This is a genomic window from Streptomyces sp. NPDC005402 (assembly GCF_040606575.1).
Lineage (GTDB): Bacteria > Actinomycetota > Actinomycetes > Streptomycetales > Streptomycetaceae > Streptomyces.
This window is the reverse complement of record NZ_JBEXFB010000002.1, coordinates 558153-580454: the sequence shown is the minus strand read 5'-3', so window position 1 is coordinate 580454 and position 22302 is coordinate 558153. Positions and strand designations below refer to the sequence as shown.

Sequence of the window (22302 nt, the reverse complement as noted above, 5' to 3'; positions counted from 1 at the left end):
GCGCCTGCTCAGCCGCGTACCGCCAGCACCAGAGGCAAGACCCCCTGGGCACCCGACCGCAACAGCAGCCGGGCGGCGACCGCGAGGGTCCAGCCGGTCTCGGTCATGTCGTCGACGAGCAAAACGGGCCCAGCGGCTGCCTGCAGCGCCTCCCGCAGGGGCGGAGGCACGACGAGTGCCCCATGCAGGGCCCGCAGTCGCTGAGCGCTGTTGGAACGTGGCAGGGAAAGATCGTCGGAGTGGTCCGTGTACGCCAAAGACCCCAGGAACGGGAGGCGGCCGACGGCGGAGATCCGGCTCCCCAGCGAGTGGACCAACTGGGGCCGGCTGCGCGAGGGAACGGTGACCACCCCGACAGGGCGGGCAGGTGCGTCCGGGGCTCCGGAGGCCCAGCCGTCGGGCGACTTGGCCCAGTCGGCCAACACGGTTACGACGGCGTTCGCCACGTCGTCGGGGGCGGGAGCGTCCGGAGTCTGAGGTGCGAGCAGCGGACGCAGGCGGTTGCCCCAGCCGATGTCCGACATCCGCCCGAGAGCCCGGCCCGGCAAAGCCTGTTCGCCGGGCGGAATACGGCCCTTCAGGTCGACGCCGATGGCGGGGAGGCCCGTGGGCCACATGCGGCGCGGCTCCACGACGACACCGGCGCGGGAGAGCGAGCCGCCCGCCGTGTCCAGGGCGGCAGGCGAGATGTCGGCGGTGAAACGGGGTCCGGCGCAGTTGTCGCAACGGCCGCAGGGAGCAGCTTGCTCGTCGTCCAACTGTCGCCTCAGGAACTCCATACGGCAGCCCGTAGTGGTGGCGTAGTCGCGCATGGCCTGCTGTTCGGTGGCGCGCTGCTTGGCGACCCAGGCATAGCGCTCGGTGTCGTACGACCACGGCACTCCGGTGGCGATCCAGCCACCCTTGACCCGGTGGACCGCGCCGTCCACGTCCAGCACCTTGAGCATGATCTCCAAGCGGGTGCGGTTCAGCTCCACCAGCGGTTCGAGCGCGGGCAGCGACAGCGGCCGGTCCGCCCCCGCGAGGGCGTCCAGAGTGCGTCGTACGGCTTCTTCGGGCGGGAACGCGACGGAGGCGAAGTAGGACCAGATCGCCTCGTCCTCACGGCCGGGCAGCAGCAGCACCTCGGCGTGCTCGACACCGCGTCCGGCCCGCCCGACCTGCTGGTAGTAGGCGATGGGGGAGGAGGGCGAGCCGACATGGACGACGAAGCCGAGGTCGGGCTTGTCGAACCCCATGCCGAGCGCGGAGGTGGCCACCAGCGCCTTGACCTTGTTCGCGAGGAGGGCTTCCTCGGCCTGCTGGCGTTCGGCGTTCTCCGTCTTTCCCGTGTACGAGGTGACGGTGTGTCCGCACTGCCGCAGGAAGGCGGTGATCTCCTCGGCGGCGGCCACCGTCAGCGTGTAGATGATGCCGGAGCCCGGCAGGTCGTCCAGATGATCGGCGAGCCAGGCCAGCCGGTGGGCCGCGTCGGGCAGTCGGAGCACACCGAGGCTCAGGCTCTCGCGGTCGAGCGGGCCGCGCAGGACCAGTGCGTCCGAGTCGGTGCCGGTACCCAGCTGCTCCGCCACGTCCGCGGTGACGCGGGCATTGGCCGTGGCGGTGGTGGCCAGCACCGGCACCCCGCGTGGGAGGTCGGTCAGCATGGTGCGCAACCGACGGTAGTCGGGACGGAAGTCGTGGCCCCAGTCGGAGATGCAGTGCGCCTCGTCGACGACGAGAAGACCGGTGGCGGCAGACAGTTCGGGCAGGACGTTGTCGCGGAAGTCCGGGTTGTTGAGCCGTTCGGGGCTCACGAGCAGCACGTCGACGGTGCCCGCGGCGACCTCGGCGCGGATGGTCTCCCACTCCTCCGGGTTGGAGGAGTTGATGGTCCGGGCGTGGATGCCGGCACGCGCGGCGGCCTCGACCTGGTTGCGCATGAGCGCGAGCAGCGGAGAGACGATCACGGTCGGCCCGGCGCCGCGCTCGCGCAGCAGGGCGGTCGCCACGAAATACACCGCGGATTTGCCCCAGCCCGTGCGCTGTACGACCAGGGCCCGGCGCTTGTCGGCGACCAGCGCCTCGATCGCCCGCCACTGGTCCTCGCGCAGCCGCGCCGATCCGGTGCCGTCCCCGACGAGCCGGACGAGGATCCTGTCGGCAGCCTCGCGCAACTCCGTCTTGCTCGTGTGCGTCATGCCCCCATACAACAGGACGCCTCCGACAACGGGACTGGGCGGCGGCCCGGCTGTGGACGACGGGACGGTGCTTGTCGTGGCCCTGATCGGACTTATCCACAGGCCCAACCGGAATATCAAGATCCGCGAGATCGTCTGCACATGACGAATCACAGCGAAACGACGGGACCCGCCGCAAACAGCAACAACCGCGGACGGAACGGCGACGACGGACGAAAGGGCGACGACGGACGGAACGGCAACGACGGACGGAAGGGTGACGGGCGGGACAACGAAAGTCCGGGGATCGGCGACCGGGTCGGATTCGACGCACATGGCGCCGAACACCAAGTCACCCTGCGGACGCCGGGCGAACTGGCCGATGCCGTGCCCTACCTGCTCGGGTACCGGCCCGAGGACAGCATTGTCCTTGTCGCCCTGCACGACCGGGGCGGCCGCGGCCGGTTCGGAGGGCGGGCCCGGCTGGGCATTCCCGCGAACAAGGACGACTGGCCGGCCGTGGCCCGGCAGCTGGCGCACGGACTGATCACCGGCAGCGAGCGCAGGGGCGGCCGCCCCGAGCAGATGGTGGCCTACCTCTGCCAGGAACCGGGGCCCGGTGAGACGGGCAGGCAGATCACGGCGCGGCTCGCCCCGCTCGCCGGGCTGCTGCGCACGGAGTGCGGCCGGCTCGACGTTCCTGTGATCGAGGCGTTGTGCATCTCCGACGGCCGCTACTGGTCGTACTGCTGTCCGAGCGAGGAATGCTGCCCCGTGGAGGGACGCCCGATGGGGCTGCCCGGCACCTCGGTGCTCGCCGCCGCGGCCACATACGCGGGACTGCAGGTGCGCGGCACACTGCGCGAGCTGCGGGCCAGGCTGCAGCCCTGGGAGACCGCGGCCGCGCTGGAACAGGAAGTCGCTCTGGACACCGCCGGCATGGCCCTGGTTCCCAGGATGCTCGACCAGGCGAGCCGGGTGGACGTGGCCGAGGAGACGCTGCGGCTGGCCAGGCGCACGATGACACGCTTCGCCGAGGCAGCCCCCGTGCTGGGTTCGCTCCAGGCAGACCTGCGTGACGACGAACTGCTGGGGCACGACGACGCCGCGGTCCTGATCCTCGGTCTGCAGGACCGCACGACCAGGGACCGCGCGGCCGAGTGGATGGAGGCCGAGGAGGCCGGACCGGCCCTGCGTCTGTGGCGTGCGTTGGCCCGCCGGTGCGTCGGACCCTATGGCGAGCACGCGGCGGCACCGCTCACCCTCGCCGGATGGGTCGCCTGGTCCACCGGCGACGAGATCGAGGCCAGGGAGGCGCTGGCCATGGCCCTGGGCGCGGATCCCAGCTATCTCTTCGCCCGGCTCCTGCACCAGGCATGCAACGAGGGACTCGACCCGGAATCCATCCGCCGCTGCCTGCGCGCGGAACGCGTGGGGCGTGAGGCACACGGGCGCTCGGAGGCCGCTCAGCCCGCCGACGGGGAGACGGCCGAGCATCTGATGGGGCCGGACACGGCGGGTCCTGGAGGGAGTCAGGCGGTGTCCTCGCCCAGTTCCGACGGAACCATGGAACCGCCCGGCAATGCCAAGGACGCGGTGGCTGCGTGCCCGTCCCGGGCCGAAGGCGCGCTGCCACCGTGCCCCTCCGGCGCCGACCGGACGCTGCTGCCGACGCCACCGCCCACGGCCTCGCGCCGACGCAAGCGGGTGCGTCCCGGCGCTCGCGCCGATGCCCGTCCGCAGGCCGCGGAGGGACGACAGCCCGGTGCCGAGGAATCCCGCCCACGCTCCCGGCCGGCCCGCGGTACCCGTCCCGGTGCCGTCCGCCGCTCCACGGGCAAGAGCGACGCGCGCCGAACCGAAAGCACCCGGCCCGGGGGCGGTGCCACCGAGGAGGAGGGATGAGTGGCCACTGGAGGCGAGTCGCGGGCGGATGGTCCCACCTGTGCCGTCGGGTGGCGGATGCGGGCCGCCGCCATTCGGTCGGCTTCCGGGCCCGCGGGCGTGACCCCGAACAGGCCCGTCCCGTTCACCTGAGTGGCGGAACCCCTACCGGACCGTACCGCCGCATCGCCCATGCCCTTCAGGAGCCCCCGCACCGGGCGCCGAACACACCCGAGCCGCACAGAGCGCAGAGGAAGCGCACCTTGCATCAGCCGACTCCGTCCTCCACCGGCGACGGCCGCCCCACCCTCGGCGCGCCGACGACGGCATGGAAAGGAAGCGCCGGTCCGCCGCGAGCCACGGACACCGGCATGCCTGAGCCGAGGTTCCCGAGCGGCACCCACCACATCTCGACGGCGGCGGAACACCGCACGAACCCAACTCCGGAACAGGACGGGAAGGACGCCCCTTCCTCGCTGTCCTCGGACCGTGAGTCGTCTCCGTCGTGGGATCGTGAGTCGTCTCCGTCGGCGGGCTCCGTCCCCCGCTCGTCCACACCGATGAGGCAGGGCCGGACTCCACCTTCAACGGCGAATCGTCCTGGTCGCCCGCCTTCACCCATGCCGTCCAGGCCACTGCAAAACGCTTCCTCGGGCCCCCGAGGCCCAGCTGCTCTCCCCCCGGCGCACTCGGTCATCATCTCCCTGGCGCTTCCCGGCCTCGCCATCTCCACGGATCAAGGCCAGTTGACCGGCCAAGGGCTGGAAGGCTTCTACCGCGCGGGCCGACGCGTGCTCTCCCGGTGTCAGATCCGGATCGCCGGCCGTGAGCCACTCGCGGTCCAGGCACGGACGACCGCGGCGGATCGCGCCCGTTTCGTGGCCACAGCGCGGGTTTCCCCGGGCGGAGGCCCGGACCCTGACGTCGTCGTGGAGCGGACCCGCCACGCGGACGGGACGGAACGCATCATGCTGCACAGCGCCGCCGCCCGCCCACTGCGACTGCCGGTGGAGGTGGCGCTCGGTACGGACCTGGCGGACTTGGGCGCGATCGCGTCGGGCCGAGCGGGCCCCGAACTGCCCGCAATCGTCCACGACTCCGGCCTGCGCTGGTCCTGCGCGGCCGGCGGGGCGTCGGTCACGGCCGACCCACCGCCCACCGACGCACTCGCATCGGCAGGCCTGTTGCGCTGGGAGTTCGACCTGCCGCCAGGAGGCACGGCCGGTCTGGAACTGTGCGTGCGTCTGGAGGGCGCGGGCCCCGTGCGAGCTGTGGGGCGGGCGGCGACCAGCCCCCTGGCTTGCGCCCGCGCCACGGGAGACCACCCCGCAATCCAGCCGCTCCTGCACACAAGCATCGACGACCTCCAGTCCTTGCTGCTGCGAGACCCGGCACACCCCACCGACACCCACCTCGCGGCCGGAGCCCCCTGGCGCTGCGGCCTGGCCCCGGCCGACGCGCTCGTCGGGGCCCGTATGACGCTGCCACTGGGCACCCGCCTCGCGGCGGGGACGCTCCGCACCCTCGCGCGCACCCAGCTCCGCGGGCAGACAGCGCAGTCCGGCATGATTCCCGGGCCGCGCCGGGACGCGGGCGCTCACCTTGCAGCCGGTTGTACGGGCACCGCGGCAACCCTGCTCTTCCCCGCCCTCCTCGCGGAGGCCTTCCGGTGGGGACTCTCGCGACCGGAGACGGAAGAGCTGCTCCCGACAGCCGAGCGGTGTCTGGGCTGGCTGCGGTCGGCCGTGGGGGAGGAGCCCTATCTGTGCGACCCACAGCCCGGCGGCCCCGTCCGCTGCGAGACACAGGCACATGCGCATCGCGCAGCCGTCCTCGGCGCCGACCTGTTGGACGCGTTCGACAGACCGGGCGGGGCGGCGCTGCGGCAGTGGGCCCGCGAACTGCGCAGAGCCTTCCGTGAGGACTTCTGGGTCGAAGACCGCAGCGGTGGCCGGCCGACGGCCGCGCGGGCTCCCGACGGGCGCCTCCTGCCGTACCTTGGCGCCGCGGCTGTCCACCTCCTGGACACCGGACTGCTCGGCGGGGGTGAACAGGCACCCGGCCTGCTCGACAGGGTGCAGACCGAGCAGCTCGCCCGGCTCCTCGGCAGCCCGGCCATGGATTCGGGGTGGGGGCTGCGCGGACTGGGCACGAAGGAGGCGGGTTACAACCCGTTCGGCCATCGCACCGGTGCCGTGAGAGTTCACGAGAGCGCGATCGCCGTCGCGGGCCTGGCCGCCGCCGGGTACGAGAAGGAGGCCGGCTCGCTCCTGCGGGGTCTGCTGGCCGCGGCTGAGGCCTTCGGTCACAGGCTCCCTGAGATGTACGCGGGTGAGCAACGCACCGACGGGAGCGCTCCCCTTCCTCACCCGGCGGCCTGTCGTCCGGCGGCGACTTCAGCGGCCGCCGGAGTCCTGTTGCTGACCACCCTGGCCGGAATCCGCCCCGACGTCCCGGCGGGGACGGTCACACTGCGTCCCTTGCGCAGTGCGCCGCTGGGTGAGATCGGTCTGACCGGCCTGAGGATCGCGGGGGCCCCGTTCTCGGTACGGGTCAGCAGGCTCGGGCTCGCCATGGTCGAGGAGGCCGCCGAAGGGCTGCAACTGGGGGCGTGACCTCGCACGACATCCGTTGCGGCAGACACAGGCAAGGGAGGACGGGACCTGTTCAGGTGGCAGTGGATCAGCCGCCGATGCGACCGCCGAAGGGAGTGTTTATCGTCAGGCAGACGACTATGATCGCCGCATGCCCTACGACCCGTCAGCCTTTCCACCCTTCGCCGTCACCGTGGACCTGGTCGTACTGACCGTGCGTCGTCACGCCCTGTGCGCGCTCGCGGTACGCAGGGGCGAGCCGCCGTTCCAGGGACGCTGGGCGCTTCCCGGCGGTTTCGTACGGGCCGATGAGGATCTGGCGCAGGCCGCTGCCCGCGAGCTGGCCGAGGAGACCGGGCTGCGCGCCCACGACCCGGCCGTCCCCGTCCAGGACAACGGAGCACACCTGGAACAGCTCGCGACCTACGGCGACCCCAAGCGTGATCCCCGGATGCGCGTGGTGAGCGTCGCCCACCTCGCCCTCGCCCCCGATCTGCCCGCCCCCCGGGCAGGCGGCGACGCCAGCAACGCGCGCTGGGCGCCCGTCGAAGAGCTGTTGCAGCAGGGCGGCTACGGTCGAGACGGGGAACCGATCGCGCCGCTCGCCTTCGACCATGCCCAGATCCTTTCGGACGGAGTGGAGCGCGCCCGCTCGAAGATCGAGTACTCGTCGCTGGCCACGGCGTTCTGCCCGCCCGAGTTCACCGTCGGCGAGCTGCGCCGGGTCTACGAGGCGGTGTGGGGCGTGGCACTGGACCCGCGCAACTTCCACCGCAAGGTGACCGGCACACCAGGCTTCCTGGTCCCCACCGGCGGCACGACCACGCGACAGGGCGGCCGCCCCGCCCAGCTCTTCCGGGCCGGCGGCGCCACCCTTCTCAACCCCCCGATGCTGCGCCCCGAAGTGTGACAGCCGCAAAAACCGGACATAACGCGCTATCTTGCTACGGGTGATCCAGGCCTTCGGACTGACCAGCAATTCCCGCAAGGGCCTCCCGCCCGCGGTCGACGACGTGTCCTTCGAAGCCCGCGCGGGCCGCGTCACCGCGCTTCTCGGAGCGACGGGCGCGGGTAAGACGACGGCGCTCAGACTGATGCTCGAGCTCCAACAGGGCCGTGGCCTCACCTACTTCAAGGGCCGCCCGCTGCATCGCATCGCGCACCCCTCACGCGAGGTCGGCGTACTTCTGGGCGAGGTGCCTGGCCATCCCGCGCGCACGGTCCGCGGCCATCTGCGCATGCTGTGCGCCGCGACCGGCGTCCCGGTCCGGCGCGCCGACGAAGTACTCGAAGCGGTGGGCTTGGTCAGCCTCCGCGACGAGCGGCTCGGCACCCTGTCACGCGGTATGGACCGCCGCCTGGGCCTGGCGTGCGCCCTGTTGCCGGACCCGCACACCCTCGTACTGGACGATCCCGCCGACGGACTCTCCACTCGTGAGAGCCACTGGCTGCACGGCATGCTGGGCGCGCACGCCGCCCAGGGCGGCACAGTCCTGTTCACCACGTCCGAGCCCAAAGAGGCCGCACGCGTCGCAGATCACGTCATCACACTCGAGCAGGGCAGACTCGTCGCCGACCAGGCGGCCACGGAGTTCGCCCGCACCAGACTCCGCCCCCGTGTCGCCGTTCGTACTCCCCATGCCGCCCGCCTCGCCGCCCTGCTCGCCAAGGAGGCCCGTACGGCTCACCGCTCCGTCGAGGTCGTCCGGGAAGGCGGCAACCGTCTGTCCGTGTACGGCAGTAGATGTGCCGACGTCGGCGAGGCGGCCTTCCGGCACGGCATCCTGGTCCACCAACTCGCCGACGAGATCGGGGACATGGGACCCGGTGCCGGCCCGTTTCCCGGGGCGTCCGCAGAAGCGGCGCAGGATGCGCGGGCGGGCGTCACGGGGCCGCAGTCCGGCGCGCTCCTCGGAGATGAGGCTGTCGGGGTGGCCGTGGCGGCAACACGAGGAGGCCAAACGCACGGCCACCCGGCATCGCAGAGCGGTTCTCACATGCGCGACGACCGGGTGGTCCCAGCCGACCCGAGAGCGCATGGCGATCAGGCGGCACACGCCAGTCCAGACGCTCACGGCGGCCCGGTCGAGGGAGGCGGTGACGCCGCTCCGAGCGCCGACACCGTCTCCAGGGCCCCCGCCTCCCTGCCCCCCCTCCCGCCCCCCATCTCCGTCAGGTCCGCGCCCAGCCCCTTGCGCCCCCTGCGCTACGAACTGCGCCGCGCTGCGGGGATCGGCACCGGGTTCCTCACCGGTGCCGCCGTACTCGTCACGTCCGCCCTCGCCGCCGTACTCCTGGCACGAGTCGGGCACACCCCGCAGGCGCGTCTGCTGGCCGCGTGGCCGAGGGAGCTGCCGCTGCCCCCGGCCGCGCTCGGGGCCGGACTGCTCGGCGCACTCGCGTTCGGCGACGAGTTCCGCCACCCCGCCCTGGCCGCGGATCGCGGCACCGTCCCACGCCGGCTGGGGCTGCTCACCGCGAAACTCGCTGTCGCCGCCGTCACCGCGCTGGTGCTGGCCCTTCTCACGGTGGGCTGCGACGCCGAAGTGCTCTATCTCGTCTACGGACGGGAACTCACGGAGGTTCCCGCGGACTGGTTGTCACTGGGCGCGAGTTGGTTCGGACTCGTGGTCGGGTGCGCCTGGGCCGGTGTCCTGGCCGCCGGCATCTTCCGGTCCACCACGGCCGGGCTCGCCGCGGTGGTGGCTGTGCCCGTTCTTGTCGTTCCCCTCGTACAGCGAGCCCTGGAGGGGGCCTCCATGCGTGCGGCGGCAGGTCTTCCCGCGAGGCTGCGCGAGGTCTTCCTGCTGCAATGGCCCTTCGGCGGCGAGCGCTATCTCGTCGGAGCGGTGCGTGTGATCGCCCAACCCGTGGGCGGAGCACTGACGTTGTCGCTGACGGCCCTGCTGTGCGCATATCTGCTCACGACCCTGCGCAGCAGGGTCCGATGAGGCTGTCCGCACGCTTCTGGTCCCGACTGCGCACAACTTCCCGACGAAAGCGCATTTCTTTCCGATAAGGCGTCAATTGCGACGGGGTGAGCGATCACCCTTTCGTGTGCTTTTCACCAAAGACCTCAAGGGAGTTGGAGGCGGCGCCGACAAAGGATCCGTGAGTACCCTTGCGCACACCATGATGACCGCCGCCCGCTCCACCGACTCCGGTCTGGCCGGCCCGGGCGATCTCGACCGCTACCCCTACGCCGACTTGCCGGCCGCAGGCCGTGTCGGAGCCTCTGTCTGGGACGGCTCGGACCCGGAGCTGGGCCGCGTGGGCCGCCGGGCCGGGGGCAGCCGCGGGCGTGGCCTGCACGGCCAACTCGTCCAGCAGCTCGGCCAGATGATCGTCTCCGGCGACCTGGGAGCCGACCGGCCGCTGGTCCCGGAGGAGATCGGCCAGCGTTTCGAGGTCTCCCGTACCGTCGTCCGTGAGTCACTCCGCGTCCTGGAGGCAAAGGGCCTGGTCAGTGCCCGCCCGAACGTCGGCACGCGCGTGCGTCCCGTCAGTGACTGGAACCTGCTGGACCCGGACATCATCGAATGGCGAGCTTTCGGACCGCAGCGCGACGATCAGCGCCGCGAGCTGAGTGAGCTGCGCTGGACGATCGAGCCGCTCGCCGCGCGCCTGGCCGCGGGACACGGCCGGGAGGACGTCCAGCAGCGCCTCGGTGACATGGTCGAGATCATGGGGCACGCCATGAGCCAGGGTGACGCGCTCACCTTCTCCCGTGCCGACGCCGAGTTCCACTCCCTGCTCATCCAGCTCGCGGGCAACCGCATGCTGGAGCACCTTTCCGGGATCGTCTCCGCAGCCCTCCAGGTCTCCGGTGGCCCGGTCACCGGCTGTGACCGCCCGAACGATTCGTCCTTGGCGCACCACGGCCGGATCGCCGACGCCCTCGCCGCCGGCGATGCCGCAAAGGCCGAAGCAGCCATGCGTCAACTGCTCGCCGTCCATCCCGAGGTCGAGCGTGTGGTGCCGGCGCCGCGCGAGCACTGACCGTGCACCGCGGGCGGCGCGGTCGAGGATGTGCTTCCCCTCCTGTGGCATCGCTCGGCCGTTGAACCGCCTCCGTCGGACCCCGCAGAATCTCCAGGGATCCTGCGGGGTCCCACGGTGCGGCATGGTGACGGCGCCCTGGGGCTCCGCCGACCCGGACGGATGACTGACCGCTTCTGTCCGCGTCTGACCGTTTTATTTGTTTACGGGGTGTGACTCGGGCCACGCAGATTGGGCGTAACGCTCGCGGGAGCAGCGCGATGACCTAAGAGGTGACAGCCGCGGAGGGAATACGGACGCCGTTTAAGGCGCTGTGCATCTTCCCGGCCCCCCGCCCGCGCCGTCGGCCACTCCCAGGCCGGTGGTCGGCTCCTGTCCGCTGTGGACGGGGCCGGAAGCCGTTTTCCAACGTTCCGAGAGGTTGTTCGTGTCGGCCAGCACATCCCGTACGCTCCCGCCGGAGATCGCCGAGTCCGTCTCTGTCATGGCTCTCATTGAGCGGGGAAAGGCCGAGGGGCAGATCGCCGGCGATGACGTGCGTCGGGCCTTCGAAGCTGACCAGATTCCGGCCACTCAGTGGAAGAACGTACTGCGCAGCCTCAACCAGATCCTCGAGGAAGAGGGTGTGACGCTGATGGTCAGTGCCGCGGAGCCCAAGCGCACCCGAAAGAGCGTCGCAGCGAAGAGTCCGGCCAAGCGCACCGCCACCAAGACGGTCGCGGCCAAGACGGTGACCACGAAGAAGGCCACCGCCACCGCCACCCCGGCGGCTCCCGCCGCTGAGCCCGCAGTCGAGGGCGAGGCGCCCGCGAAGCCCGCCGCGAAGAAGGCGGTCGCCACCAAGAAGGCGGCTGCGAAGAAGACCGTCGCCACCAAGAAGACGGCGGCGGCCAAGAAGACGACTGCCAAGAAGGACGACGCCGAGGCCGTCGAGGACGAGGTCCTCGAGGAGATCAAGCCTGGCGAGGAGGAAGAGGAGGGGGCCGAGAACAAGGGCTTCGTCCTCTCCGACGACGACGAGGACGACGCGCCTGCCCAGCAGGTCGCCGTGGCCGGAGCCACCGCCGACCCGGTCAAGGACTACCTCAAGCAGATCGGCAAGGTCCCGCTGCTCAACGCCGAGCAGGAGGTCGAGCTCGCCAAGCGCATCGAGGCCGGTCTGTTCGCCGAGGACAAGCTGGCCAACGCCGACAAGCTCGCCCCGAAGCTCAAGCGCGAGCTGGAGATCATCGCCGAGGACGGACGCCGCGCCAAGAACCACCTCCTGGAGGCCAACCTCCGTCTGGTGGTCTCCCTGGCCAAGCGCTACACCGGGCGCGGCATGCTCTTCCTGGACCTCATCCAGGAAGGCAACCTCGGTCTGATCCGCGCGGTCGAGAAGTTCGACTACACCAAGGGCTACAAGTTCTCCACGTACGCCACCTGGTGGATCCGTCAGGCGATCACCCGCGCGATGGCCGACCAGGCCCGCACCATCCGTATCCCGGTGCACATGGTCGAGGTCATCAACAAGCTCGCGCGCGTGCAGCGCCAGATGCTCCAGGACCTGGGCCGCGAGCCCACCCCGGAGGAGCTGGCCAAGGAGCTCGACATGACCCCGGAGAAGGTCATTGAGGTCCAGAAGTACGGCCGTGAGCCGATCTCGCTGCACACCCCGCTGGGCGAGGACGGCGACAGCGAGTTCGGAGACCTCATCGAGGACTCCGAGGCCGTCGTCCCGGCCGACGCGGTCAGCTTCACACTCCTGCAGGAGCAGTTGCACTCCGTCCTCGACACCCTGTCCGAGCGCGAGGCGGGCGTCGTCTCGATGCGCTTCGGTCTCACCGACGGTCAGCCGAAGACCCTCGACGAGATCGGCAAGGTCTACGGCGTCACGCGCGAGCGCATCCGCCAGATCGAGTCGAAGACCATGTCGAAGCTGCGTCACCCGTCGCGTTCGCAGGTGCTGCGCGACTACCTCGACTAGGTCGTAGTCGTACGACGCCGAAGGCCCGGTCCCTTTTCGGGGACCGGGCCTTCGTGCTGCGCGTCCAGGCACCTTGCATGACTCTGGGTTTCCGATCACCACCCCGGAGTGAGGAGCATGCATGCGTCACCCCATTGCCCGGGCGCTGGCCCGGCCGCTGATTCTGGCGGCCGTGGCGGCGGCCATACCGCTGGCGTCGCCCGCCCCCGTGGCCGCCGACAGCGTCGTCGTCGGGGGATTCCCGGTCGACGTGTCCACGGCGCCCTGGACCGTGGCCCTGTCCAGCCGTGACCAGTTCGGAGGTATGCGTGCCGGGCAGTTCTGCGGCGGTGTCGCCGTCGGTCCGACCACGGTGCTCACCGCGGCCCACTGCATGGGTGAAGACGTCCTGGGGGCACCGCCCGAGCAGGTGAGTGACTTCCGTGTCATCACGGGGCGGACGGATCTGCTCTCGGATGAGGGCAAGGAGATCGCCTTGCGTGAAGCCTGGGTGAATCCCGGCTACGACCCGCAGAGCAACGCCGGGGACTTCGCCGTCCTCACCCTCGCCGAGCCGCTTCCGCAGAGCGCGGTCATCGCCATGGCGGCCGACGGTGACGCGGCGTACGCGCCGGGAACCAGCGCTACGGTGTACGGCTGGGGTGACGTCACGGGCGGCGGCGACTACGCGCGCAGTCTGCGGGCGTCACGCGTGCACGTACTGGCCGACGCGGGCTGCGAGGAGGCTTATCCGGGCGGCGCCGAGGGCACCTACCGCGCCGACACCATGCTGTGCGCCGGGGAGGACGGGGGTGGTCGTGACGCCTGTCAGGGGGACAGCGGTGGGCCGCTGGTCGCCGGGGGGAAGCTGATCGGACTGGTGTCCTGGGGGAGCGGCTGTGGGCGAGCGGGCCGACCTGGTGTCTATGCCCGTGTGTCCGACGTCATGCGCACGCTGAACTGGGGCGGTCGCAACGCGTCGGACGGGCGCCACGGGACCGCGTGACAGAGCCTCGGGGGCGCTGAAGGCCCTCGGCGGAGCATGAGCAAAGGCGGCTGCCCCTGGGAAAAGGGGCAGCCGCCCTTGTGCCGGCCTGTGCCGGAGCTGGCTCGTCGTGGACGCGAAGTGTCAGCGCTCTTCTTCTGCGGCGGGAACGGCCGTGAGCCGCTCCGTCTCGTCCTGTATCTCAGCGGCGATCTTCTTGAGTTCCGGCTCGAACTTGCGCCCGTGGTGGGCGCAGAAGAGCAGCTCTCCGCCGCTGAGCAGTACGACGCGCACGTACGCCTGGGCGCCGCAGCGGTCGCAGCGGTCAGCGGCCGTCAGCGGGCTCGCGGGGGTCAGAACAGTAGTCACGTCGCCTCTTCTCTAGCTCGACGAGCTGTCGTACCAGGGTCAACATCCAACCAGCCCCAAAACGTTCCCGCTCGGGGCTTCTCCCAGAGAGAAATTTTCCGGACGGCTGGCTGCTGCCGGTTTGGCGGCGAATGTGCCGTATTGCGTGTCTGTGTGTCTTACGGTTTCGCGCGATCGGTCAGGGTCGGTCCTGCCGGCTGGGTTGCCGGTTGTTCATGAGGACGTGCCCGGAGCCTAAATGGTTCATGCCTGTAAGGGAACGTGATATGTACTTCACCCCATCGAGGGATCGAACAGGTATACGACTCTGGACTACTCTGTGTTTCCGCACGAGGGTGGCGTTACAACGGCTCTACCAGGCCTCGGTACCCTCTTGGCGGCGACCGAAGCCGCGCCCTTACCCACAAGGGCCCCAGTTGAAATTCAGCGAGGAGCGAACCGCGTGACCGCCGAAACGTCCGTGCCGTCCACAGCTCTGCTGGCAGGAGCAGACCGGGACGGTTCCAACTACACCGCGCGGCACCTCCTCGTCCTCGAGGGGCTCGAGGCCGTACGCAAGCGCCCGGGTATGTACATCGGATCGACCGACAGCCGTGGCTTGATGCACTGCCTTTGGGAGATCATCGACAACTCGGTCGACGAGGCCCTGGGCGGGTACTGCGACCACATCGAGGTGATCCTCCACGACGACGCCTCTGTGGAGGTCCGGGACAACGGCCGGGGCATCCCGGTCGATGTCGAGCCCAAGACCGGTCTGTCCGGCGTCGAGGTCGTCATGACCAAGCTGCACGCCGGCGGCAAGTTCGGCGGTGGCTCGTACGCCGCCTCCGGTGGCCTGCACGGCGTGGGCGCCTCCGTGGTGAACGCCCTGTCCGCGCGGCTGGACGTCGAGGTGGACCGCGCCGGCAACACCCACGCGATCAGCTTCCGGCGCGGCGTGCCGGGTGCCTTCGCCGCGAACGGCCCCGACGCCAAGTTCGAGGCCGCGAGCGGCCTGCGCAAGACCAAGAGGATCCCCAAGAACCGGACCGGCACGCGCGTGCGGTACTGGGCCGACCGCCAGATCTTCCTCAAGGACGCCAAGCTCTCCCTGGAGCACCTCCACCAGCGCGCTCGCCAGACCGCGTTCCTGGTGCCCGGCCTGACCATCGTCGTCCGTGACGAGTACGGCCTGGGTGAAGGCGGCAGCAAGGGCGAGGAGTCCTTCCGCTTCGACGGCGGCATCAGCGAGTTCTGCGAGTACCTGGCCACCGACAAGCCGGTCAACGACGTCCTCCGCTTCTCCGGCCAGGGCTCCTTCAAGGAGACCGTCCCGGTCCTCGACGAGCACGGCCAGATGACGCCCACCGAGGTCACCCGCGAACTCGGCGTGGACGTCGCGATGCGCTGGGGGACCGGCTACGACACGACCCTGAGGTCGTTCGTCAACATCATCGCCACGCCCAAGGGCGGCACCCATGTCGCCGGCTTCGAGCAGGCCGTCGCCAAGACGATGAACGAGGTGCTGCGCGCCAAGAAGCTGTTGCGTGTCGCCGAGGACGACATCGTCAAGGACGACGCTCTCGAGGGCCTGACCGCAGTCGTCACGGTGCGCCTTGCCGAGCCGCAGTTCGAGGGCCAGACCAAGGAGGTGCTCGGCACCTCCGCGGCCCGCCGCATCGTGAACACCGTGATCTCCAAGGAACTCAAGGCGTTCCTGACGTCCACGAAGCGCGATGCCGCGGCCCAGGCCCGGGTCGTCATGGAGAAGGCGGTCGCCGCCGCACGCACGCGTATCGCGGCCCGACAGCACAAGGACGCACAGCGCCGCAAGACGGCTCTGGAGTCCTCCTCGCTGCCCGCCAAGCTCGCCGACTGCCGCAGCGACGACGTCGACCGCAGCGAACTGTTCATCGTCGAGGGCGACTCCGCGCTGGGTACCGCGAAGCTCGCCCGGAACTCCGAGTTCCAGGCGCTGCTGCCCATCCGCGGCAAGATCCTCAACGTCCAGAAGTCGTCCGTCACCGACATGCTCAAGAATGTCGAGTGCGGGGCGATCATCCAGGTCATAGGAGCGGGGTCCGGTCGGACCTTCGACATCGACGCGGCCCGCTACGGCAAGATCATCATGATGACCGACGCCGATGTCGACGGCTCTCACATCCGGTGTCTGCTGCTGACCCTGTTCCAGCGCTACATGCGGCCCATGGTCGAGGCGGGCCGGGTCTTCGCCGCGGTGCCGCCGTTGCACCGCATCGAGCTCGTCCAGCCGAAGAAGGGGCAGGACAAGTACGTCTACACCTACTCGGACCGTGAGCTGCGCGAGAAGCTGCTGGAGTTCCAGAGCAAGGGGGTCCGGTACAAGGACTCCATCCAGCGGTACAAGGGTCTCGGCGAGATGGACGCCGACCAGCTGGCCGAGACGACGATGGACCCGCGGCACCGGACGCTGCGGCGGATCAACCTCGCCGATCTGGAGGCCGCCGAGCAGGTCTTCGATCTGCTGATGGGCAACGACGTGGCGCCGCGGAAGGAGTTCATCTCGGGCTCGGCGGCGACGCTGGACCGGTCACGCATCGACGCGTAGTGCTGAGGCGGGGCCGGTTCTCGTATCGACGCGTGGCGCCGAGCGGGGCCGGTTCTCCGACCGGCCCCGGCTTCATGTTCGACAGGCTGGTTTCCCACCCGGACAGCCTGCGGCTTTCGCGATGGGTCGAGGTGGCACTCTTGGCTCATCGCCGGCCCACGGCGGTGGGCCCGACAGGCTCGGGCGCGGCGGTCTCCACCCGTGGGTGGAGGATCCGCCCGCCTGAGAATCCACCCGTGATCCACCTTGGCTCCGATCTCCCGACCTGCGGATTTCCGTAGCTTCGAAGGTGTCGGCGGCGTCCGCTGCCGGCAGGCCCTTCCTCGCTCACGGAGGCTGTGATGTCCGGGCTCGTCGACGCGTTGCTGATCGTGCTCGCGGTGGTCGTGGTGATCGCCCGGCAATTCCGGCCGAGCCGGATCGCCCCCGGCCGGCGCTGGTGGCTGCTGCCCGCCGTTCTGGCCGTCGTGGCACTTCGCGAGCCGGGGCTGGTGGACGCCCATCACCGCCTCGCATCGGTCACCCTGCTCACCGCCGAACTGCTCACCGGCCTCGTCATCGGGGCCGGCTGGGCCTGGACGAGCCGGATATGGACCGAGCCGGACGGCGCGGTGTGGAGCAGGAGCACCAAGGCGAGCGGGGCTGTCTGGGCCGTCGGCATCACACTGCGTATCGGCCTCTTCGCACTCGGCGCGGCGATCGGTGTCCACCAGAACTCCTCCGCGCTGCTGCTCGCCCTGGCGGTCACCCTGCTCGTACGCTCCGGGTTCCTCGTCCGGCGAGCGCACTCCCTGCGCCCCGCCGCCGCGCCCGCCCCGGCGTACGGTGAGCCCATGGTCCGGTCCACGGGGAAGGAACGTGTGTGACGGACAACGCCTGGACCCGCTGGCCCTCCCGGGAGGCGCTCGGGCGTGAGGCGACCACACGTCCTCGGCGTCTGCTCGGCTGGGTCACGCGGTCGCTGGTGCTCGCCATGCTCCTCTGGAGCGCTTTCAACAGCAGCCATGTTCAGGGCTGGGGCGTGCTCGGAGCAGTGGCCGGGATCCTCCTGTCGGCCGTCGTCGCCTGGGCACTCTTCCGCACCACGCTCGCGCACCGGCTCTGGCCCTCCCTGACGCTCTTCGGTGTCCTCCTGACGATCGCGGTCGCCGCCCGGGCCGCCGACTTCGGGGTCGTCGCCCTCGTCCTGTGGTGCGGCTGCGCCATCACCGCTCTGGAACGGCTGCCCATAATCGCCGCCCTGCCCGTGGCCGTGGTCGCTCTCGCCCTCTACGCCGCCGTCAACGACGACGTGTGGCTGACCACCCTGGTGACGACAGCGGGGCTCGCTCTGGCCGGCTACGTCCTGCGGCTGGACGCCGAGGCCCGCGGCAACGCGCAACGGCTGCTCAACCAGGAGCGGGCCGCGCGGGCGGCCGAGGCGGAGTCGGCGGCGCTCGCGGAGCGGGCCCGTATCGCTCGGGAGATCCATGACGTGCTGGCGCACAGTCTCTCGGCCCAGCTCGTGCACCTGGAGGCGGCCCGGTTGCTGATCGATGGAGGTGCTGACCGGGACCAGATCCTCGAGAGGGTGGTGGCGGCCAGGGGCATGGCCCGCGACGGTCTCGCCGAGACCCGGCAGGCGTTGTCGGCTCTGCGTGGGGAGATGACTCCGCTGGAGGAGTTCCTGCGCCGGCTCGTAGGGACGGCCGACGGCGCCGAGACCACCATTTCGGGTGAGCGCAGGCCGCTGCCGGCCGAGGCGTCGCAGGCCGTGCGCAGGGTCGCGCAGGAGGCTCTGACGAATGTCCGCAAGCATGCGCCGGGGGCCAGGATCCGGATGCGGCTGGAGTACGGCGAGGAACAGGTGACGCTGGTCGTGCGGGACTCGGGCGGTTCGCCGGGTGAACTCACCACCACCGGAGGGGGGTACGGTCTGCTGGGGATGCGGGAGCGCGCCGAACTGCTGGGCGGTTCGCTGGACGCCGGGCCGGACGACGAGGGGTTCGTGGTGACGTTGAAGGTGCCGGTATGACGGAGGGGGCGGAGACGAAGCCCGCGCGGGTGGTGGTCGCGGACGACCAGACCGTGGTGCGCGAGGGCATCGTGATGCTGCTCGGTCTGCTGCCCGGTGTCGAGGTCGTGGGCGCGGCCGGGGACGGGGAGGAGGCGGTGCAACTCGTCGCCGAACTCGCCCCGGACGTGGTGTTGATGGACCTGCGCATGCCCCGCTGCGACGGAGTGGAGGCGACCCGGCGGATCCGGGCCCAGTACCCGGGGACGCAGGTCGTGGTGCTGACGACGTTCGCTGACGACGAGTCGCTGTTTCCCGCGCTCAAGGCGGGGGCCCGCGGTTATCTCACCAAGGACGCGGGAGGTGACGAGATCGTGCGGGCCGTGCAGAGCGTGCTCTCCGGGGACGCCGGACTGTCGCCGAGCATCCAACGGCGACTGCTGGAGCGGCTGTCGGACCCCGAGCCGCCGCAGCCGGTGCCCGCGGAGGCGCCCGACGGGCTCACCGGCCGGGAGGTCGAAGTGCTCGCGTTGATCGCCGAAGGGCTGACCAATCAGGAGATCGCCCGCGAACTGCATGTCTCCACCGCCACGGTGAAGACCCACATCAACAACCTCTTCGCCAAGACCGGCATCAAGGACCGGGCGCAGGCGGTGCGTTACGCCTACGCGAAGGGACTTGTACGGCCACCGATGGGAGGAGTCACCTGATGGGGTGAAGAGCACAGGGAAGAAGTGTCGCGGATCTTCCCGTTCTGTCCATCCTTGGGCATGCAGTCAAGCAACGCTCGCCCCCTCGGAAGCGGGGGTGATGCCGAGAGTTCGGCCGAGAACCACGACGGCCCCGATGTGGCCCGCGCCGAGGCGTCCACCGGGGTGCGGTACGACGACCCCTGGTACGACGAGCTCGCCTCCGGCTGGGGCGAGACACCCGGTGACGGGACATCCGTGGCCCCGGTCGCGACGGCACGCGCCGACCGCGAGGACCGGGCCGCCGCGGCGGCCGAGGTCTACCTCGAGGTGCAGCGCAGCGCCGCCTTCCAGGAGGTGCGCAGCAGGTACCGGAGGTTCGTGGTGCCGGCGGGCATCGGCTTCTTCGCCTGGTACGTGGCCTACGTCGTGACGGCGACGACCGCGCCGGGACTGATGGCACGGCCGGTGGCCGGCGCGGTGAACGTGGCGATGCTCGCGGGACTCGGGCAGTTCCTCACCACCTTCCTGCTGACCTGGGCCTACGCCCGGCACGCGAGGCTGCGCCGGGACCGGGCCGCACTCGAACTGCGGTGGGACACCCAGGAACTGACGCGCACGGCCCGGGGCGGTGCGTCGTCGTGACGGGAGACCACCAGACCCTGGCGCTGTTGCTGTTCAGCGCGTTCGTCGCGGTCACGCTGGGGATCACGACGTGGGTGAGCCGCCACCGGCACGGTTCGGCGGAGGAGTTCTACGCGGGCGGGCGGCTGTTCTCGCCGATGGAGAATGGTTTTGCCATCGCGGGCGACTACATGTCGGCCGCGTCCTTCCTCGGTATCTCCGGGCTCATCGCGCTCTTCGGGTACGACGGGATGCTCTACTCGGTGGGCTTCCTCGTGGCCTGGCTGGTGGTGCTGTTCCTGGTAGCCGAACTGGTGCGCAACTGCGGGCGGTTCACGCTCGCCGACGTGGTCGCCGCGCGGATGAGCGAGCGGCCGGTGCGGATCGCGGCGGGAACCAGCTCGGTCACGGTGTCCGTTCTGTATCTGGTGGCCCAGATGGTGGGGGCGGGCAGCCTGGTCGCGCTGCTCCTCGGCGGCACCAGCGAGGCGGCCCAGTCCTGGACCGTCATCGCCGTCGGGGCGCTCATGGTGATCTATGTGTCCCTGGGAGGGATGCGGGCGACCACCTGGATCCAGATCGTCAAGGCGGTCCTGCTGCTCGGTGGGACCGTTGCGCTGACCGTGCTCGTGCTGGTGCGGTTCCACGGCGACGTCGACCAGTTGCTGCTCACGGCGGCTGAGCGCAGCGGCCACGGCAAGTCGTTCCTGGCACCCGGGCTCAAGTACGGCGGGGACTGGACCGCTCGCCTCGACTTCATCAGTCTGGGACTCGCCCTCGTGCTCGGCACGGCAGGGCTGCCGCACATCCTGTCCCGCTTCTACACCGTGCCCACGGCACGCGCCGCACGGCGTTCGGTGGTCTGGTCGATCGGGCTCATCGGCGGCTTCTACCTGATGACGATCGTCCTCGGGTTCGGTGCCGCGGCGATCGTGGGGCCCGAGGCGGTCCGTGGATCGAACGCCGCAGGGAACACAGCGGTTCCCCTCCTCGCCCTCGACCTGGGCGGCGGCGCCGACTCCACGGGAGGAACGGTTCTGTTCGCGATCGTCGCCGCTGTCGCCTTCGCCACGATTCTGGCCGTGGTCGCCGGCATCACCCTCGCCTCCTCTGCCTCCGTCGCCCATGACCTGTACGCATCACTGCGGCGCCGACGGGCCAAGCCGCGCAGTGAGGTGGCGGTGGCCCGGACCGCGGCTGTCGGGATCGGCGTGATCGCGATCGCCCTCGGCCTGCTGGCCCGCGACCTCAACGTCGCCTTCCTGGTGGGACTGGCCTTCGCTGTCGCCGCGTCGGCGAATCTGCCGGTGCTGCTCTACTCGCTGTTCTGGCGCGGGTTCACCACCCGGGGCGCCGTCTGGTCCGTCTACGGCGGACTGATCCCGGCCATGGCCCTGGTGCTGCTGTCGCCCGTGGTGTCCGGCAGCCCCGAGTCCCTCTTCCCGGGCGTCGACTTCCAGTACTTCCCGCTGCAGAACCCCGGTCTGGTCTCCATCCCGCTGGGCTTCGTCGCGGGCTGGCTCGGCACGGTCACCTCGGCGGAGGTCGCCGACGAGGCCAAGCACGCGGAGACCGAGGTGCGGTCGCTGACCGGGGCTGGGGCCGTGTAGGTGCGGCGTCTTGGACCCGGCGGCGCCTCGTCGTCGTACAGCGTCCGCCTTCGTCGTACGACAGCTGCCGCCGAGGCATTTCGCCGCGTACGGCTATGGCGCCACCCACGCGTACCGGTGCTCCGGCCGGCCCGTGTCGCCGTATCTGAGGGACAGGCGGAGGCGGCCGGCCTGTTCCAGATGGCGGAGGTAGCGCTGGGCGGTGGAGCGGCTCAGGCCCGTCTCGGCGGCCACCTCGTGGGCGGACAGTGGGTGGTCGGCGTGGTGCAGCACGTGGCAGATGAGGTCCGTCGTCGGCTCCGAGTGGCCGCTGGGCAGGCCGGGGGAGGCCGGCGCCGGGGTGGTGCGCAGGGCGCTGAAGATCCGGTCGACCTGTTCCTGACCGGCGATGCCGCGGCCGCCGACCCGGTCGACGGTGCGGCGCAGGGCGGCGTAGGAGTCCAGGCGGGTGCGCAGGGCCGCGAAGGTGAAGGGCTTGACCAGGTAGTGGAGGGCGCCCAGGCGCATCGCGGTCTGGACGGTCGTCACGTCCCCGGCTGCCGTGATCATGATGACGTCGGTGCCGTGGCCCTGTTCGCGCATGCGGTGCACGAGTTCGAGGCCCGTCTGGTCGGGCAGGTAGTGGTCGAGCAGGACCAGGTCGATGGTCCCGCGCTGCACGCTGGCCAGCGCCTGGGCAGCGTTGTGGGCGCGGGCGGCCACCCGGAATCCCGGAACCTTTCCCACGTACTTGGCGTTGATCTCGGCGACACGGAAGTCGTCGTCCACGACCAGGACGTCAATCATCGGGCCTCTTTCCCTCAAGGCCTGGCGGGCGTCACGCCCGTGTTCGGCTTCGCTGTTGTAGCGCGCGCAAAACGAGCACAACAGGCCGTTGCAAGCAAA

General features: G+C 70.6%; 16 protein-coding genes. 13 read left to right on the top strand and 3 right to left on the bottom strand.

Annotated elements, in window-relative coordinates; genetic code table 11:
• Positions 1-8: 8 nt before the first annotated feature.
• Positions 9-2180 (bottom strand): RecQ family ATP-dependent DNA helicase, encoded by a 2172-nt coding sequence (locus ABZT02_RS05570; RefSeq protein ID WP_356014481.1) that lies wholly within the window; start codon positions 2178-2180, stop codon positions 9-11.
• Positions 2181-2321: 141 nt separating this feature from the next.
• On the opposite strand from ABZT02_RS05570, the gene ABZT02_RS05565 reads away from it, so the two are divergent.
• The 7 genes from ABZT02_RS05565 (at position 2322) to ABZT02_RS05535 (ending at position 13587) form a co-directional block, all read left to right on the top strand.
• On the top strand, positions 2322-4064 hold the full coding sequence (locus ABZT02_RS05565; RefSeq protein ID WP_356014479.1) for a DUF4192 family protein: 1743 nt from the start codon (positions 2322-2324) through the stop codon (positions 4062-4064).
• Positions 4065-4663: 599 nt separating this feature from the next.
• Positions 4664-6658, top strand: coding sequence for a glycogen debranching N-terminal domain-containing protein (locus tag ABZT02_RS05560; RefSeq protein WP_356014478.1), 1995 nt, complete (start codon positions 4664-4666; stop codon positions 6656-6658).
• A 130-nt stretch (positions 6659-6788) separates the two neighbouring features.
• Positions 6789-7547, top strand: a complete 759-nt coding sequence (locus tag ABZT02_RS05555) for an NUDIX hydrolase (RefSeq protein WP_020139160.1) — start codon at positions 6789-6791, stop codon at positions 7545-7547.
• A gap of 40 nt (positions 7548-7587) precedes the next feature.
• Entirely contained in the window at positions 7588-9588 is a 2001-nt protein-coding gene (locus ABZT02_RS05550; RefSeq protein WP_356014476.1) for an ATP-binding cassette domain-containing protein, read from the top strand.
• 160 nt (positions 9589-9748) lie between these two features.
• A complete protein-coding gene (locus ABZT02_RS05545) occupies positions 9749-10636 on the top strand; it encodes an FCD domain-containing protein (protein WP_356014474.1) in 888 nt (295 codons plus the stop codon).
• 427 nt (positions 10637-11063) lie between these two features.
• Positions 11064-12602 carry an RNA polymerase sigma factor gene (locus tag ABZT02_RS05540; protein WP_356014471.1) on the top strand — a complete coding sequence of 513 codons (1539 nt, stop codon included), beginning with the start codon at positions 11064-11066 and terminating at the stop codon, positions 12600-12602.
• Positions 12603-12723: 121 nt separating this feature from the next.
• Positions 12724-13587 carry a serine protease gene (locus ABZT02_RS05535; protein WP_356014469.1) on the top strand — a complete coding sequence of 288 codons (864 nt, stop codon included), beginning with the start codon at positions 12724-12726 and terminating at the stop codon, positions 13585-13587.
• Between the two features lie 123 nt (positions 13588-13710).
• On the opposite strand, the gene ABZT02_RS05530 is transcribed toward ABZT02_RS05535, so the two are convergent.
• Positions 13711-13935: a hypothetical protein gene (locus ABZT02_RS05530; protein ID WP_355734309.1), complete on the bottom strand. Its 225-nt coding sequence runs from the start codon at positions 13933-13935 to the stop codon at positions 13711-13713.
• Between the two features lie 442 nt (positions 13936-14377).
• Here ABZT02_RS05530 and ABZT02_RS05525 point away from each other — a divergent pair, with 442 nt between their 5' ends.
• From ABZT02_RS05525 to ABZT02_RS05500, 6 genes are all read left to right on the top strand, one after another.
• On the top strand, positions 14378-16501 hold the full coding sequence (locus tag ABZT02_RS05525) for a DNA topoisomerase IV subunit B (protein WP_356014467.1): 2124 nt from the start codon (positions 14378-14380) through the stop codon (positions 16499-16501).
• Positions 16502-16842: 341 nt separating this feature from the next.
• Positions 16843-17367, top strand: a complete 525-nt coding sequence (locus ABZT02_RS05520; RefSeq protein ID WP_356014464.1) for a DUF1453 domain-containing protein — start codon at positions 16843-16845, stop codon at positions 17365-17367.
• On the top strand, positions 17364-18515 hold the full coding sequence (locus ABZT02_RS05515; protein WP_356014463.1) for a histidine kinase: 1152 nt from the start codon (positions 17364-17366) through the stop codon (positions 18513-18515). The genes ABZT02_RS05520 and ABZT02_RS05515 overlap by 4 nt, the downstream gene beginning before the upstream one ends.
• A complete protein-coding gene (locus ABZT02_RS05510) occupies positions 18512-19204 on the top strand; it encodes a response regulator transcription factor (protein ID WP_356014460.1) in 693 nt (230 codons plus the stop codon). The genes ABZT02_RS05515 and ABZT02_RS05510 overlap by 4 nt, the downstream gene beginning before the upstream one ends.
• 60 nt (positions 19205-19264) lie before the next feature.
• Complete coding sequence (locus ABZT02_RS05505; RefSeq protein ID WP_356014458.1) at positions 19265-19828, top strand: DUF485 domain-containing protein; 564 nt, start codon at positions 19265-19267, stop codon at positions 19826-19828.
• On the top strand, positions 19825-21417 hold the full coding sequence (locus tag ABZT02_RS05500) for a cation acetate symporter (protein WP_356014456.1): 1593 nt from the start codon (positions 19825-19827) through the stop codon (positions 21415-21417). The genes ABZT02_RS05505 and ABZT02_RS05500 overlap by 4 nt, the downstream gene beginning before the upstream one ends.
• 93 nt (positions 21418-21510) lie before the next feature.
• Here ABZT02_RS05500 and ABZT02_RS05495 read toward each other — a convergent pair whose 3' ends face one another.
• On the bottom strand, positions 21511-22203 hold the full coding sequence (locus ABZT02_RS05495) for a response regulator (protein ID WP_356014454.1): 693 nt from the start codon (positions 22201-22203) through the stop codon (positions 21511-21513).
• Positions 22204-22302: the final 99 nt, after the last annotated feature.

Excerpts from the sequence above, each read along its gene's own strand:
- ABZT02_RS05505 (WP_356014458.1), top strand. The coding sequence starts at position 19,265 with ATGCAGTCAAGCAACGCTCGCCCCCTCGGAAGCGGGGGTGATGCCGAG.
- ABZT02_RS05555 (WP_020139160.1), top strand. The coding sequence starts at position 6,789 with ATGCCCTACGACCCGTCAGCCTTTCCACCCTTCGCCGTCACCGTGGAC.
- ABZT02_RS05495 (WP_356014454.1), bottom strand. The coding sequence starts at position 22,203 with ATGATTGACGTCCTGGTCGTGGACGACGACTTCCGTGTCGCCGAGATC.
- ABZT02_RS05510 (WP_356014460.1), top strand. The coding sequence starts at position 18,512 with ATGACGGAGGGGGCGGAGACGAAGCCCGCGCGGGTGGTGGTCGCGGAC.
- ABZT02_RS05560 (WP_356014478.1), top strand. The coding sequence starts at position 4,664 with ATGCCGTCCAGGCCACTGCAAAACGCTTCCTCGGGCCCCCGAGGCCCA.
- ABZT02_RS05520 (WP_356014464.1), top strand. The coding sequence starts at position 16,843 with ATGTCCGGGCTCGTCGACGCGTTGCTGATCGTGCTCGCGGTGGTCGTG.
- ABZT02_RS05570 (WP_356014481.1), bottom strand. The coding sequence starts at position 2,180 with ATGACGCACACGAGCAAGACGGAGTTGCGCGAGGCTGCCGACAGGATC.
- ABZT02_RS05565 (WP_356014479.1), top strand. The coding sequence starts at position 2,322 with ATGACGAATCACAGCGAAACGACGGGACCCGCCGCAAACAGCAACAAC.
- ABZT02_RS05535 (WP_356014469.1), top strand. The coding sequence starts at position 12,724 with ATGCGTCACCCCATTGCCCGGGCGCTGGCCCGGCCGCTGATTCTGGCG.